Source organism: Halolactibacillus sp. JCM 19043 (assembly GCF_001310395.1).
Taxonomy (GTDB): Bacteria; Bacillota; Bacilli; order Bacillales; family Amphibacillaceae; genus Halolactibacillus; species Halolactibacillus miurensis.
In genome coordinates this window covers 12,460-28,602 of sequence record NZ_BAXD01000003.1, presented here as the reverse complement: position 1 = coordinate 28,602, position 16,143 = coordinate 12,460, and the positions used below count along the sequence as shown (strand labels likewise).

9 protein-coding genes and 4 pseudogenes are annotated in these 16,143 nt (G+C 42.0%); all 13 read right to left on the bottom strand.

Annotated elements, in window-relative coordinates:
- Positions 1–53: 53 nt before the first annotated feature.
- The 13 genes and pseudogenes from pyrE to ileS all read right to left on the bottom strand — a co-directional run bounded on the left by pyrE (position 54) and on the right by ileS (position 16,109).
- Positions 54–671, bottom strand: coding sequence for an orotate phosphoribosyltransferase (gene pyrE / locus JCM19043_RS02900; RefSeq protein ID WP_062319843.1), 618 nt, complete (start codon positions 669–671; stop codon positions 54–56).
- Positions 661–1,368, bottom strand: a complete 708-nt coding sequence (gene pyrF, locus JCM19043_RS02895) for an orotidine-5'-phosphate decarboxylase (protein WP_062319841.1) — start codon at positions 1,366–1,368, stop codon at positions 661–663. Before pyrF ends, pyrE begins: the two co-directional genes overlap by 11 nt.
- On the bottom strand, positions 1,361–2,275 hold the full coding sequence (locus JCM19043_RS02890) for a dihydroorotate dehydrogenase (protein WP_062319839.1): 915 nt from the start codon (positions 2,273–2,275) through the stop codon (positions 1,361–1,363). The genes pyrF and JCM19043_RS02890 overlap by 8 nt, the downstream gene beginning before the upstream one ends.
- Entirely contained in the window at positions 2,272–3,039 is a 768-nt protein-coding gene (locus JCM19043_RS02885; protein WP_062319837.1) for a dihydroorotate dehydrogenase electron transfer subunit, read from the bottom strand. Before JCM19043_RS02885 ends, JCM19043_RS02890 begins: the two co-directional genes overlap by 4 nt.
- Positions 3,039–6,238: pseudogene (gene carB / locus JCM19043_RS02880) on the bottom strand (carbamoyl-phosphate synthase large subunit). Before carB ends, JCM19043_RS02885 begins: the two are co-directional and overlap by 1 nt.
- On the bottom strand, positions 6,238–7,320 hold the full coding sequence (locus JCM19043_RS02875) for a carbamoyl phosphate synthase small subunit (protein ID WP_062319835.1): 1,083 nt from the start codon (positions 7,318–7,320) through the stop codon (positions 6,238–6,240). The pseudogene carB and the gene JCM19043_RS02875 overlap by 1 nt, the downstream one beginning before the upstream one ends.
- A complete protein-coding gene (locus JCM19043_RS02870; RefSeq protein WP_062319833.1) occupies positions 7,317–8,594 on the bottom strand; it encodes a dihydroorotase in 1,278 nt (425 codons plus the stop codon). The genes JCM19043_RS02875 and JCM19043_RS02870 overlap by 4 nt, the downstream gene beginning before the upstream one ends.
- A complete protein-coding gene (locus JCM19043_RS02865; RefSeq protein ID WP_062319831.1) occupies positions 8,560–9,504 on the bottom strand; it encodes an aspartate carbamoyltransferase catalytic subunit in 945 nt (314 codons plus the stop codon). The genes JCM19043_RS02870 and JCM19043_RS02865 overlap by 35 nt, the downstream gene beginning before the upstream one ends.
- A gap of 69 nt (positions 9,505–9,573) precedes the next feature.
- A pseudogene (locus tag JCM19043_RS02860) lies at positions 9,574–10,940 on the bottom strand (solute carrier family 23 protein).
- A gap of 171 nt (positions 10,941–11,111) precedes the next feature.
- A complete protein-coding gene (pyrR, locus tag JCM19043_RS02855) occupies positions 11,112–11,654 on the bottom strand; it encodes a bifunctional pyr operon transcriptional regulator/uracil phosphoribosyltransferase PyrR (RefSeq protein WP_062319828.1) in 543 nt (180 codons plus the stop codon).
- Between the two features lie 185 nt (positions 11,655–11,839).
- A pseudogene (locus tag JCM19043_RS02850) lies at positions 11,840–12,750 on the bottom strand (RluA family pseudouridine synthase).
- The gene (gene lspA, locus JCM19043_RS02845) at positions 12,747–13,208 is read right to left on the bottom strand and encodes a signal peptidase II (protein WP_255349933.1); all 462 of its coding nucleotides are present in this window, start codon (positions 13,206–13,208) and stop codon (positions 12,747–12,749) included. Before lspA ends, JCM19043_RS02850 begins: the two are co-directional and overlap by 4 nt.
- A 142-nt stretch (positions 13,209–13,350) precedes the next feature.
- Positions 13,351–16,109, bottom strand: a pseudogene (gene ileS, locus JCM19043_RS02840) (isoleucine--tRNA ligase).
- Between the last annotated feature and the right edge of the window lie 34 nt (positions 16,110–16,143).

Here is a 16,143-nt window from a genome sequence, read left to right as displayed (position 1 = left end):
AGAGACGCTCCTATTGTCATGGGAGCGTCTCTTTTTATGGTCTGAACTCTTGACTACTTTAACTCATCGCGCCAGCTAAGTAAGTCTTGTTGCTCCTCGGCAGTAATGGTGCCTTCATCTAGCAAGTATTCAATCAGTTGATCAAAGTTTGCTAACGTTTCATATGGGACGTTCACTGTTTCAAACGCTGCTTCTGCTTTTTTCAAACCGTAACTAAATATCGCGAGCACTTTAACGACGTTTGCGCCAACAGCTTCAATCGCACGGACTGTTTCAATGACAGACCCACCAGTTGAAATTAAATCTTCAATAACGACGATGTTATCACCTGGTTTAATAACACCTTCAATTTGATTTTGTTTACCATGTTTTTTTGCTGACCCACGTACATAACTCATCGGTAAATCGAGTTGCTGACTTAACCATGCTGCATGTGGAATACCCGCAGTTGCGCAACCTGAAATACCATCAATGTTATCTTTCATATCAGCGAGTTTATTAATAAAGCCCGTTGTGATCAGTTTTCTTACGTCTGGATAACTCATCGTCAACCGATTGTCACAATAAATGGGTGACTTAATTCCAGATGTCCAAGTAAATGAGCAATCAGGCTTTATTTGAACCGCATCAATATCAAGTAAATGTTTAATGATTCGGTGTTCATATGTCATAATTAACTGCCTCCAATGCTTTTAAATATTGTTGTCTTGGGTTGTCACTTTGAGTAATACTACGCCCAATCACTAAGTAATCAGCCCCATTTTGTTTGGCAAGTTCGGGTGTCGCTACACGTTGTTGGTCATCTGCTCCACTATTCACTAGGCGAATGCCTGGTGTCACAGTGAGAAACGCTTGTCCAAGTGCTGCTTTAATTTTCGGAACCTCTAGAGCTGAACAAACCACGCCATCAGCCCCATTTTGTTTAGCTAATGCCGAAAGGTCGATCACTGCCTCGTCCACAGATTGATTAAGCTTTAATTCCTCACGCAGTGTATGCTCATTATGTGACGTTAAAATCGTGACTGCAATTAAGTCTGCGACCGTGTTTAAACTACCTTCTATTAATCCTTCTTTTGCTCGCCTAATCATCTCTGCTGAACCAAGTGCATGAACATTGGTCATTTGCACATCTAAGCGCGCAATATTTTTCATCGCTTTATAGACCGTCGTCGGAATATCATGCAGTTTTAAATCAAGAAATACCTCTTGATTTCTTGCGCGTAAACGTTTGACGACATCGGGGCCTTCGTTATAAAATAACTCCATCCCAACCTTCACCGGTACATCGGTCAATTGGTGTTTAATTAAAAACTGATCAGCTGTCTGAAAGTCTTCAAAATCTAGTGCTAAATAAATCGGTTTACGCATCGATATGCCCCTTTCCTATCGCATCGGTCACTGAATCAAACCCATACTTATTTAAAACAAATGGTAAGTCATCAATAATCTCAGAACAAACGAGAGGATTTTCGAAATTCGCTGTACCAACCGCGACCGCGCTTGCGCCTGCAAGCAAGAATTCTAAGACATCTTCTGCATCTCTTACCCCGCCCATACCAATAATCGGGATATTGACCGCTTCATATACTTGATAAATCATCCGGATGGCCACGGGTTTGATCGCCGGCCCACTTAATCCACCTACACCATTACTTAACAACGGACGACGTTTGTTTAAATCAATCGTCATCCCTGTCAGTGTATTAATCATTGTTAATCCATCAGCCCCCGCTTGTTCAACTGCTTTAGCGATGGCGACGATATCCGTCACATTCGGTGAAAGCTTAACATAGACCGGTACGTTTGCCGCTTGTTTTACGCGTCGGGTCACTTCCGCGGCTACTTCTGGGTCGGTACCAAACTGGACGCCACCTTCTTTCACATTCGGACATGAAATATTGAGTTCAATTGCCGCAATATCACTACGTCTTAAGGCTGTTGCCACTTGTTCATATTCTTCAATCGTACTACCAGCAACATTAGCAATAACCGGTAAATCAAATCCAGCTAAAAATGGTAGTTCTTCATTGATAATTGTTTCCACACCAGGATTTTGTAGGCCAATCGCATTCAGCATACCCGACTTTGTCTCCGCCACTCGCGGGGTATCATTACCAAGTCGTTTATGTAATGTCGCTGCTTTAACCATAATTGAGCCAAGTTTACTTAAGTCATAAAACTGACTGTATTCTTTTCCAAAACTAAAACAACCAGACGCAGGCATAATCGGGTTCTTTAATGCTAACCCTGGTAATTCCACCTTTAATAGACTCATAACTGCACCTCATTTGCTTTAAAAACTGGCCCGTCTTGGCAGACCTTTTTCGTTGATTCACCGTCCGTTGTTTTAACAACACACGCATAGCAAGCACCAATGCCGCAACCCATACGTTCTTCAAGTGATAAATAACCGGTTGTATCTTTTAATTTTGTTTCAACCGCTTGAAGCATCGGAGTCGGACCACAACTAAAATAGTAATCACCAAAGAGCGATTGTTCATTAATAACATCGGTCACAAACCCATGTATCCCGTAAGTACCATCGTTCGTAGCAACAAAGACATCCCCAAGCGTCTGAAAATCATCTTCATAAAAGACATCCGCTGCTGATTGAAAGCCTAAGATACTTGTCACTTTGATGCCTTTTTTAATAAGCTGTTTACCGAGATAATAAAGCGGGGGCACACCAATCCCACCACCAATAAGTAGCACATGTTCGGCTTCAATGTCATCCATTGGATAACCGTTACCACATGGAATCAACAAATCAATCGCGTGACCTTCTGTCAGTTTAGCTAATTGGTCTGTCCCCTTACCAAACACTTTAAAGATCAGCGTCATCGTTTCATTTGTGTTACTGATATCACAAATAGAGATAGGGCGACGAAGCATATGCTCCGTCCCTTCCCCCACCTTAATGTGAACAAACTGACCTGGTTTTATCGTATTTAACATGTCTGCCTGAACATGAATCACTAACTTAAACGTTGCCTTTGCAATATTCTCAATCGACACCACGTGTGTCTCTAACTTTTTCATTAGCGAATGACCTCCTGATTAACAACCATCGGACGTGCTTGGAACGTTGTTTGATCGATGACATTAAGAATCGCGCGCGCTGTATCAAGACTCGTGAGTGAGGCAATACCATGTTCTACTGCTGCTCGTCTAATTTTAAACCCATCACTAAGCGGTTTATTACCTGATGTCAGCGTATTAACAACAAAGTGTACCGCGTTCTTTTCAATCAATGATAAAACATTTTCTTGATCTGAACCAATCTTATCGACCGCTGTCGCAATCACACCGTTCTCTATCAAATGTTCCGCTGTCCCTTGCGTCGCATAAATATCAAAACCAAGTTGTTGGAAGCCACGCGCAATGTCTGTTGCTTCTGCTTTATCTTTATCTGCGACAGTAAATAACACCGCACCTTCAAACGGAATCTCAATACCTGAAGCGACAAGCCCTTTAAACAGTGCTTTTGCGAGTGTTTTATCGCGTCCAATCGCCTCACCTGTTGATTTCATTTCAGGCCCTAAAATCGTATCGACACTTTTTAGTTTCTGGAAGCTAAAGACCGGTACTTTAACTGACACGTGATCCGCTTCTTCTAATAGCCCTTCTTCATAGCCAAGACTCGCTAAAGATTCACCCATAATGGCACGCGTTGCGAGATTTGCCATCGTGACATCGGTAATTTTACTTAAGAATGGAATCGTCCGGCTCGCACGCGGATTCACTTCAAGTACGTAGACATTATCTTGATGGACGACAAACTGAATATTGATCAGCCTTTAATATTTAAGGCTTTAGCAATCTTAATGGTCGTATCAATTAATTGTTGTTTCGTTTCCTTACTTAGGCGCTGGGTTGGATACACCGCAATCGAGTCACCAGAGTGCACGCCCGCGCGCTCAATATGTTCCATAATGCCGGGAATAATCGTCGTTTCTCCGTCACTAATCGCATCAACCTCAACTTCGATACCTGTTAAATATTTATCAATTAACACAGGATGTTTACGTTTAATATGCGTCGTCTTTTCTAAATAATGGGCAAGTTCTGTGTCATTATAGACAATCTCCATTTGACTCCCACCAATAACGTATGATGGTCTAACTAGAACTGGGTAACCGATACGGTTCGCAACAACTTTCGCTTCATCAAGCGCCTTGACACTCTCGCCCTTTGGTTGTGGAATCGATAAGCTTGTAAGCAGTTGTTCAAATTTATCACGGTCTTCTGCCCGGTCGATGGCTTCTAAGTCAGTACCAAGAATCGTGACGCCGCGTCTCGTTAAACCGTCTGCTAAGTTAATGGCCGTTTGTCCACCAAACTGCACAATCACACCGACAGGTTGTTCAAGTTCAACCACATGCATCACATCTTCTAATGTTAGTGGTTCAAAATATAATTTATCTGACACACTAAAGTCAGTCGAGACGGTTTCTGGGTTTGAATTCATAATAATCGCTTCATAGCCCATTTCTTTTAAGGCAAGGACAGAGTGGACGGTCGCATAATCAAACTCAATCCCTTGTCCAATTCGAATCGGACCTGAGCCAATGACGATCACCTTTTCACGGTTAGAGACAAGTGATTCTTGCTCTTCTTCATAACTCGAGTAAAAGTACGGCGTACTTGATTCGAATTCTGCCGCGCACGTATCAACCATCTTATAGACCGGTTTAATGTTATGTTCCATACGCATGTTATAAATGACATCTTCAGAAAGACGGGTAATTCGCTCCAGTTGGCGATCTGAAAACCCGAGTTTTTTGGCTTGTTCTAACGATACGGCTGTTAGTTTTTCATTTAATAACACGTGTTCAAACTGAATAATTTTTTGTAGTTTCGTTAAGAAGAAGCGATCCATTTTCGTTAGCTCAAATAGCTGTTCAACCGTGTAATGACGACGCAGTAGTTCTGCTAAGACAAAGATGCGTCGGTCATCAGCTTTTACGACTTGTTCGAGTAAATCTTCATCCGTTAAATCCACACATTCTGGCAAGTAGAAATCATCATCATTAAAGTCAAGAGAACGAATCCCTTTTAAGAATGACTCTTCGAAGGTACGACCAATGGCCATTACTTCACCAGTTGCTTTCATTTGTGTTCCTAGCGTGCGATTACCAGAGGTGAATTTATCAAATGGGAATCGTGGGAATTTTGTCACAACATAATCAAGTGCGGGTTCAAACGCACTATAAGTCGTTTCGGTCACAGGATTTTTTATTTCATCAAGCGTTAAACCAATCGCAATTTTAGCGGCAATCTTGGCAATCGGATAACCTGTTGCTTTGGATGCGAGGGCACTTGAGCGACTCACACGCGGATTCACTTCAATGATGTAATATTGGAAACTATCCGGGTCAAGGGCGAGCTGAACGTTACAGCCACCTTCAATTTCTAATGCGCGAATAATTTTTAGTGAGGCATTTCGCAACATTTGGTATTCACGGTCACTGAGTGTTTGTGACGGGGCAACAACGATGGAGTCTCCGGTATGAATCCCAACCGGATCAATATTTTCCATGTTACATACAACAATCGCTTGATCATTTTTATCGCGCATCACTTCGTATTCGATTTCTTTAAATCCGGCAATATTACGTTCAATTAAACATTGATTAACCGGCGAATACTGCAACCCACTGCGGGTAATCTCCCGTAAGTCTTGTTCGTTATAACACATACCCCCACCAGAACCACCGAGCGTATAGGCTGGTCTAACAATCAGTGGGTAACCGATTTGATCTGCAAAGGCGAGAGCCTCATCAACAGAATTAACAATCTCACTTTCTGGTACCGGTTCATTTAAATCATGCATTAACTGACGGAACTTTTCACGGTCTTCTGCCAATTGAATGGCATCAAGGCTGGTCCCTAACATTTCGGTTGGGTATTTATTTAGTATGCCACTTTTTTCCAACTCAATGGCTAAGTTTAAACCTGTTTGTCCACCTAAGGTCGGTAAAATCGCATCTGGACGCTCTTTTTGAATGATTTTTGATAAATATTCAACGGTTAAAGGTTCCATATATACTGTATCTGCAACCGTATGATCAGTCATAATGGTCGCTGGGTTAGAGTTCGCAAGCACGACTGTATAGCCTTCTTCTCTTAATGCTTGGCACGCTTGTGTTCCTGAGTAATCAAATTCTGCGGCTTGACCAATAATAATCGGACCTGAACCAATCACGAGGATCTTGTTGATGTCTGTACGTTTTGGCATTAGAGCGCCTCCTTGTTTAATCGTTTTGCGTTTTCAATATTCGTCATAAATTGATCAAATAAGTAACTCGTATCCTCTGGACCTGGTGAACTTTCTGGGTGATACTGCACACAAAATGTTGGGTACGTCGTATGTTTGACCCCTTCAACTGAATCGTCATTGATGGCAATGTGCGTCAGTTCCAAATCCGTTCCCTCTAATGACGCACGTGTCACCGCGTAGCCATGATTTTGTGAAGTTAAGTGTGTTTTACCAATTGTTAAGTCTTTCACGGGATGGTTCGATCCGCGATGACCGAAGCGCATTTTTTCCGTATCCGCACCCGCGGCGAGGGAAATCAGTTGATGACCAAGACAAATACCGAACACGGGTACATGTGGCATGATGTCTTTAATCATGTCAATCGCCACCGGCACATCTTTCGGGTCTCCTGGTCCATTGGTCAACATAATACCTTCTGGTTTTAATGCTAAAATCTGTTTGGCGGTATAGTCATAAGGTACGACGGTCACGTGACAGTTGCGTTTCGTGAGGTCGCGTAATATACCGTGCTTCATCCCAAAATCAACAAGGACAACCCGGTGTCCTCTACCTGGCACCACATAAGGGTTTTTCGTTGAGACACGACTGACTTGGTCTGTCATGCCTTGTGAAAATATCGGCTTGTCGTTATGCTCATCTCCTGCGGCTGTTAGGACGGCGCGCATCGTTCCGTGTTTTCGAATAATTTTCGTGAGCTTTCTCGTATCTATGCCACTAATGGCTGGAATCTCTTTCTGTTTTAGGAATTCATCAAGTGTCTCTTCATGTCTAAAGTTTGACGGAGCTTCACACATTTCTTTTACGACAAAGCCAAACACTGACGGATCAATCGATTCAAAATCATCACGATTAATACCGTAATTACCGATCAGCGGATATGTCATCGTCACAATTTGACCACAGTAAGAAGGGTCAGATAAAATTTCTTGGTACCCTGTCATTCCTGTATTAAAGACAATTTCGCCTTCTTTTTGATTTAAATCACCATAGGCATCACCGGTAAATACCGTTCCGTCTTCTAGTATGAGTTGTCGTTTCATTTTGTTTCCCCCTTATAGACAAGTTCTCCGTCAACGAACGTCATCATAACTTGACCCGTTACATTCATTTGATCAAATGGGGTATTTCTGCCCTTTGATTCAAATGTGCTTTTATCAATAACTGTTTTTGCCTGTACATCTAATAAAACTAAATCCGCTGGTCTATTTAGTTCTAGTTTCCCTTGTGTTAGTCCGAAAACTTCACCCGGCTTCACTGCTAAGTAGCCAATTAAATCCGCTAACGTCATCACACCTGTTTCTACAAAATGAGTATATAGGAGAGAAAATGCTGTCTCTAACCCGACAATACCAAACGGCGCTGTCTCAATCGGCTGATTTTTCTCATCACTATGGTGCGGCGCATGATCGGTGGCGATAAAATCAATCGTACCATCTAGTAAACCTTGAAGCAGTGCGTCGCGATCTTCTTTTGCGCGCAGGGGTGGATTCATTTTAAAGTTCGTGTCACGTTCCTTAATGTCATCTTCCGTTAAGATCAAATGGTGGGGTGATACTTCTGCGGTTACGTGAATACCGGCTCGTTTCGCATCTCTTACTACTCGCACGCTTTCTTTTGTTGAGACGTGACACACATGATAATGACAGTTTGCTTTTTCAGCCAACAAAACGTCACGCGCAATTTGCGTCGCTTCACAAATCGATGGAATACCGTTGACACCTAGTCGACTCGCCACGTCACCATCATGCACGCAGCCACCGTAAATGAGTGAATTATCTTCACAGTGTGCCACAATCGCTTTATTATTTTTGGCTGCTTGCTTCATCGCTTCATACATATCGCCAGCCGTTTGAACGCCGACACCATCGTCAGTAAATTGAAACGCTCCTGCTTGTGTTAAAGCGTCAAAGTCAACAAGCGCTTCGCCTTTTAATCCGCTCGTAATCGACGCGTAAGGATAGACTTTCACGAAGGCATCTTGTTTAATCTTGTCTTGTACCACTTTAAGCGAGGACACATCACTCGGCACTGGGTTTGTATTTGGCATCGCACAAATCGTCGTATAGCCACCTTTAGCTGCTGCTTTTGTTCCTGTTTCAATTGTTTCTTTATGTTCCCCACCTGGTTCTCTTAAGTGGACATGGACATCAATAAAACCTGGCGCAAGGATAAGGCCCGTCGCATCGATTACCGTATCTGTTTCTGTCGGTTCGATGTGTTGCCCCATTTGGTCGATTTTTCCGTCCACTACCAAGATATCAATCGTTTGTTGTTGATCATTAACTGTATAAGCGTTCTGGATAAGTAAAGTCATGTTTAATTTCCCCCTTTTTTAACTGTTGTTGAAACAAAACCATTTCGATGACAGCCATCCGGCTATAAACACCGTTGGCCATTTGTTTAAAGATTCTTGATTTCTCTGCTTCAACGAGCGTGTCGTCTATTTCCACCCCTCGATTTACAGGCGCTGGATGCATGACAATCGCATGTTCTTTCAATCGATTATACCGATCGATGGTTAAGCCGTACTGATTTAAGTAATCGGCTTTATTGAGTGCTTCTTTACTTGAGTGGCGTTCCAGTTGAATTCTCAACAACATGATCACGTCACTATCTTCAACCGCCTCATCAATCTCGAGATAAGGAAAATCAAGCGTGTCATCTCGGTAACTTTCTTTTGCGGATAACCGTACGTCAGCGCCAAGTGTTGATAAAGCAATCGCATTGGAACGTGCCACGCGTGAATGGAGAATGTCTCCAACAATCGTTACTTTTAACCCTTCAAATGAACCGAATTCTTGATACATTGTATATAAGTCCAGTAGTGATTGGGTCGGATGCTCACCCTTACCGTCGCCACCGTTAATGACAGGAATGTCAAGTTGGGCCGCCAGTTCTTGTACCGCATTTTCTTTTGGATGACGGATGACAATGGCTTTTGCACCAATAGCTTCAAATGTTTTAGCCGTATCGTAGACTGTTTCACCTTTTAATGCACTTGAAGATTCGACATGAAAATCGAGCACGTTAAGCCCGAGCTTCTTCTCAGCTACTTCAAAACTCATTTTTGTCCGTGTACTCGGTTCATAAAATAAATTCGCAATAAACATCTCTTCTTTTTTATAACTTGGTTTAACTTGACCGGTTTCAATCGCTTCAATTCTTTTTAATAATCCGAGTAGTTGGTCTTTTGTCATTGTTTTCATCGATACAAAATCTTTCATTAGTCCGTCACCCTTTCTTGAATTATGTACATCATTGTTTTAGAAAAGGCTAGCCGAAGCTAGCCCATTTTATTCTTGATCCATATCGGTATCGCCAAACATTTTACCGTTACCAAAGGCGGCTTCTTTGCCTGGTAAGATTAAGTTTAAAAATACACCGATAAAAGCTGCGAGGGCCATACCCTCTACTTTAAATCCGAAGTCACCAATGGAGAATTGAACCATGGCGCCACCGATCCCAATCACAAGGATGACCGATGAGATAATTAAGTTACGGTTATTACCTAAGTCGACTTGGTTATCCACTAACATTCTAAGTCCACTTGAGGCGATGATCCCGAACAAAAGAATCGATACCCCACCCATTACTGGTGTTGGAATTGAGATAATCACATCTGAAATAATGCCGATAAATCCGAAAGTAATCGCCAGAACCGCAGCCCCACCAACAACGAAGACGCTAAAGATTCTCGTAATCGCTAGTACCCCGATATTTTCACCATACGTTGTATTAGGTGGTCCACCTAATACAGAGGCGATCATGGTTGCAACACCATCACCTAAAATCGAGCGGTGTAAACCAGGGTCTTTTAAGAAGTTACGTCCAACAACTTTTGATAGGACCATCTGGTCACCAATGTGTTCGGCAATTGTGACGAGTGCGACAGGTACCATAATCGCCATAATATTTAAATTTAAGACGTCGAGCGGTTGATAATGCACAAACGGGATAACAAACTCCGGTGCGACAAAAACTGCACTTAGAAATTCTGTAAATGAGCCGGCTTCAATAATCTTGGTAAAGCTTGCTTGAATAGCGGATGTATCTACAATCCCTTGAATCAATGCATACGTATAACCGACGATGATCCGATAAGAATGGGAATGAGGCCAAAGAATCCTCTAAAGAACAAGGAACCCACAATCGTGACAACCAGTGTAAGAATCGCAACTGAAAAATGCGTCGCACTATACTCGCCTTGGACGTTCATCGCCATATCAACAGCGGTTGGCGCAAGGCCTAAACCGATCACGATAATGACCGGGCCGACAACAACAGGTGGTAAAGCTTTCATGATCCAGTCAAGACCGAATGAAGCAATTAAGAGCGCCACAAGGCCGTATAGTAGACCTGCGACAAAACTCCCCATCATCGCGCCTTCAATCCCACCACCGACCGCTCGAGCTGAGATGATTGGCGTGATAAACGCAAAACTTGAACCTAAGTATGCGGGGATACGTCCTCTTGTGATTAATAAGTAACTTAATGTCCCTGTCCCACTTGAAATGAGGGCAACTGATGCGGGTAATTCGGTTAAAAACGGAACGAGCACAGTGGCTCCAAACATAGCGAATAAGTGCTGTAAACTTAACATAAACCATTTTGATTTTTTTGGAACGTCTCTAACGTCCATGACCATATCTAATCTTTCCATCGACATGACTTCCTCCTTTTAATCTCTCTCATTTGTTTTATCTGTTTCAAGGCATTAAAAAACCTCTTTACGACGCTCGAACGTCATAAAGAGGTAGACGTGTCCATTTAGGTACACGTATCCTATTTACAACCTTCGAAGCCTCTCTGGACTTACATTAAAGGTTTGTGCTTATTTTTCATTAATACTCACTAAATCGATGGTGTCATGTTCTGATAACTGAACCGTCACAATCTCATCTTGTGAGGTCGGAATGTTTTTTCCGATATAATCCGCGCGAATCGGTAGTTCTCGGTGCCCCCTATCAACAAGGACCGCTAACTGAATTTGTGCCGGACGTCCAAGATCAACGAGTGCATCCATCGCAGCTCTAACGGTTCGACCTGTAAAGAGCACATCATCCACGAGAATCACTTTTTTACCGTCAATATTTGTCTCAATCGTCGCATCATTGACTTGTGGTGATGATTCTGTCGATACGTGCGTTAAATCATCGCGATAAAGCGTTATATCAATCTCACCAATTGGAACGTCTATCCCTTCAATGTGGTTGATTTTTTCTTTTAACCTTTTACTTAACGGGACACCTCGTGTTTTAATCCCGATTAAGACGAGATCATCCACACCTTTATTACGTTCAAGAATTTCATGGGCAATACGTGTGAGGGCACGATTAATAGCCGCTTCATCAAGTATTTGTGCTTTTTCTTTCATTTGTTTATGCCTCCCCTCAACTGTCCTTTACTCGACCTATAATCAAAAAATCCCTTTTCTCCGCGCACAGAGAAAAGGGATTAGTCAGATATGCTAATCATACAATCGGCTTTTCAGTCTCACGGGACTGTCTTTAAAGGTGTTATTTAATTCTGTTTCCATTATGCCCGACATACGCTTTAAAGTCAATAGCTTTGGCGTAGATTTTCTAATGTGTCGGTTAAAATCTTTGGTGGTTCTGAGGTAAACGTTAACCATTCCTCAGTTGTTGGATGATGAAAACCAATTTCCTGTGCATGTAGTGCTTGACCTTCAGTATCAATTGATTTTCGGTGTCCATACTTTGGATCACCGACGAGCGGAAAGCCAATGTAACGCATGTGCACACGAATTTGGTGCGTACGCCCTGTTTCAAGCACACATTTAATGACCGTATATTGTTGCCCAATCCGTTCAAGCACTTCAAAATGGGTGACAGCTTCCTTCCCACCTGTCACAACCGTCATCTTTTGACGGTCTTTCGTATCGCGACCAATCGGTGCATCAATCGTGCCGTATTCATGTGGAATATCTCCATGCACTAAGGCGATATACGACCGTTTTACCGTCTTATCCTTCAATTGTTGTGCCAACGATTGATGAGCGTGATCGTTTTTCGCCACCATAAGTAAGCCGCTTGTATCTTTATCAATTCGGTGAACGATACCTGGTCGAACCACATCATGAATGCCCGATAAATCTTTAATATGATACATTAACGCATTAACAAGTGTCCCGTTTGGGTGTCCAACTGACGGATGGACAACCATGCCTTTTGGCTTATTCACAACGACGACATCCGCATCTTCATACACCACTTCTAATGGAATATTTTCCGGTTGAATATCTAATTCCTCTGGCGGTTTTTCTTCTATGACAATCTGGTCGTTCGGTTGTACTTTATAATTCGCTTTAACCGTCCGTGCATTAACTGTTATATAACCTTCCTTGATCCATGTTTGGATCTGGGCTCTTGATAAATCTTCACGTTTTCAGATAAATATTTATCAATCCGCTGGCTTTTTTCTTCTTCTAATACGTCATACGTTTCACTCATGCTTTTTTATCCTTTCTAACTTCCTCAAATAAGGTGATAATACCAATCAGAATCACGCCAACGACAAGACTCGAGTCAGCGACATTAAAAATCGGGTAATCATAACTAAAGATATATACATCAAGAAAATCGACGACTTCTTGAAATCTCACACGGTCAATAAAATTCCCAATCGCGCCACCTAAGACAAGACCTAAACTAATCCCTAACAGGCGATTCGTTTTTGCATAGTGCTCGATGTAGTAGATAATAATACCAACCACGATGAGCGTGATTACATAAAAGAACCACATTTGACCTTGTAAAATCCCCCACGCCGCTCCAGGGTTTCGGTGTGATGTTAAGTAAAAGATATTGTCGATAATCGGAATACTCTCACCAATCGTCATATTTTCAATGACTAAATACTTCGTCCACTGGTCAATGATAATCATGACCACAGCAATCACATAATACACGCATTTTCCCCACTTTCTTTTTACTCTTTCTCGATTTTACCACACTTTGCGGTATTTTTCTTCAATTAAAAAAAGAAACGTCTTTACATGAGCCGGCACCACGTAGGGTGGAGGCTCAAACAGACGTTTCTTTTTACATTCATTATTCTACATCTTGATAATGTTCATCAACAATCGTTGCACAGCGTTCACATAGTGTCTCATAAGCTTCAACTGTACCGACCGTGTCATCTGCTACCCAGCAGCGTTCACATTTGTCAGCGTCATATTTTTCTACAGCCACTTCAACATAATCATATCCTTTAGCGATGTCACCGGTTGTGACGAGATCCACTTTTGATACGATAAACAATTGATCGAGGCGGTCAATCTGTTCAAGGACGGAATGCGTCAAGTCATCTTTAGCTTTTACGGTAATCTTCGCTTCAAGCGACTTACCAATGACTTTTTCTGCACGTGCTTCTTCTAATGCTTTTAGAATATCGTCACGCACGACTAAGAAATGATCCCATTTCTTAAGTAAGTCCGCTTCCCCACCAATTTCACGCGCTTCTGGCATATCCGTTAACTGGACATGACTCGCTTCTGTTTGCGGGATATATTGCCACACTTCTTCTGCAGTATGCGTCAAAATTGGCGCAATAAGTTTTGTGACGGCGACAACTGTTTCATAATACACCGTCTGAATTGCGCGGCGACGTGTACTGTCAGCCGATTCGATATATAGAATATCTTTCGCAAAGTCAAGATAAAACGCGCTTAGTTCTTGTGAGACGAATTGGTGTACACGATTATAAACTTTTTGGAAGTCATACTCGTTATACGCCTTTGTGACTTTTTTGATTAACTGTTGTAATTTAATTAACATGTAGCGATCAACTTCATGTAAATCTTGTTCAGCTACCGCGTCTTTACTTGGATCAAAATCACTGATGTTACCTAGTAAGAACCTGAACGTGTTACGGATTTTACGATAGCCTTCTGATGTTTGTTTCATAATATCATCAGATACACGCACATCTGCTTGGTAATCAACAGACGCCACCCAAAGACGTAAAATATCCGCACCGTATTGTTTCATAATTTTTGATGGCAGTACGACGTTACCAATCGATTTACTCATCTTGCGGCCTTGACCATCAAGTGCGAAACCATGGCTTAATACCGATTCATACGGTGAACGACCACTTACAGCTACCGATGTTGACAGTGATGAGTTGAACCAACCACGGTACTGATCAGAACCTTCAAGGTATAGGTCAGCCGGACGACGTAATTCAGGACGTTCTTCGAGGACACCTTCATGAGATGAACCTGAGTCAAACCAGACATCCATGATATCCAGTTCTTTCGTAAATTCACCATTTGGGCTATGTTCTGATGTGAAGCCCTCTGGTAATAAATCTTTCGCTTCGCGTTCAAACCAAACATTTGAACCATGTTCTTTAAAGAGCTCAGCGACATGATTGATTGTTTCATCTGTAATAATTGGCGTTTGGTCTTCTCCGTAAAATACTGGAATAGGCACACCCCAAATACGTTGACGAGAAATACACCAATCTTCACGATCACGTACCATATTATAAAGACGCGTTTCGCCCCACTTAGGAATCCAATTCACGCGGTTAATTTCTGAGAGAATATCATCTCTAAAGTCTTTAATTGACGCAAACCATTGATTCGTTGCGCGGTAAATGACCGGTTTTTTTGTACGCCAATCGTGTGGGTACGAGTGGGTAATAAAGCTCAGCTTCTTAAGCGCACCCGCTTCATCTAATTTTTCTGTGACCAATTTATTAGCTTCATCATAAAACAGGCCTTCAAATCCAGGAGCTTCTTCAGTAAAGACCCCTTTATCATTTACAGGACATAAAACATCGAGGCCATACTTTTTACCAACGATAAAGTCGTCTTCACCATGACCTGGGGCGGTATGGACAAGACCTGTCCCACCATCGGTCGTAACGTGATCGCCTAAAATAATTAAAGAATCACGGTCATATAATGGGTGTTTCGCAACTAAGTTATCAGCTGCTTGTCCTTTAAAGGTTTTAACAATCTCATAATCAGTCCATTCGAGCTCATCTTTTACAGTCTCGAGCAACTCTTCTGCGACGATGATTTTTTCATCATTCACACTTACAACGACATAGTCAAGATCCGCATGCAAAGCAATCGCTAAGTTAGACGGAATCGTCCATGGTGTTGTTGTCCAGATGAGGAACTGTTCGTCACCATCTAATAAGTCGCCACCATCTTTTACGTTAAAAGCAACATAAATAGAAGCTGAACGTTTATCTTGATATTCAATTTCTGCTTCAGCTAAAGCTGATTCAGATGATGGTGACCAGTATACCGGCTTAAGGCTTTATAGATGTAACCTTTTTTCGCCATGTCACCAAACACTTTAATTTGAGCAGCTTCATAATTTTTATCTAACGTAACATAAGGATGATCCCAGTCTCCACGTACACCAAGTTGTTTAAATTGTGTCCGTTGATTATCGACTTGCTTCATCGCATAATCGGCACATTTTTCGCGGAATTCAGCCGCCGTTAATTTCTTACGATCGACTTTTTTCTTTTGCAGGGCATTTTCAATCGGTAACCCGTGTGTATCCCAACCTGGGACGTAAGGTGCGTTAAAACCTGTCATTGATTTAAATTTCACGATAAAATCTTTTAAAATTTTATTTAACGCGTGTCCCATGTGTAAGTCACCGTTAGCATACGGCGGTCCATCATGCAAAACAAAAAGCGGACGATCTTTCGTACGGGCTTGTACTTGTTCATAGAGGTCTTGTGCGTCCCATTCTTCTTGCATTTTTGGTTCTTTATTCGGTAAGTTTCCTCGCATTGGAAAGTCTGTTTGTGGCATGAGTAACGTTTTTTTATACTCCATTGTTCATCCTCCTTAAAATTTTCAATAAAAAAAG

Coding starts and splice junctions, on each gene's coding strand:
- JCM19043_RS02875 (WP_062319835.1), bottom strand. CDS start 7,320: ATGAAACGACAACTCATACTAGAAGACGGAACGGTATTTACCGGTGAT.
- JCM19043_RS02870 (WP_062319833.1), bottom strand. CDS start 8,594: ATGACTTTACTTATCCAGAACGCTTATACAGTTAATGATCAACAACAA.
- JCM19043_RS02890 (WP_062319839.1), bottom strand. CDS start 2,275: ATGAGTCTATTAAAGGTGGAATTACCAGGGTTAGCATTAAAGAACCCG.
- pyrE (WP_062319843.1), bottom strand. CDS start 671: ATGACATATGAACACCGAATCATTAAACATTTACTTGATATTGATGCG.
- pyrF (WP_062319841.1), bottom strand. CDS start 1,368: ATGCGTAAACCGATTTATTTAGCACTAGATTTTGAAGACTTTCAGACA.
- JCM19043_RS02865 (WP_062319831.1), bottom strand. CDS start 9,504: ATGAAAGATTTTGTATCGATGAAAACAATGACAAAAGACCAACTACTC.
- pyrR (WP_062319828.1), bottom strand. CDS start 11,654: ATGAAAGAAAAAGCACAAATACTTGATGAAGCGGCTATTAATCGTGCC.
- JCM19043_RS02885 (WP_062319837.1), bottom strand. CDS start 3,039: ATGAAAAAGTTAGAGACACACGTGGTGTCGATTGAGAATATTGCAAAG.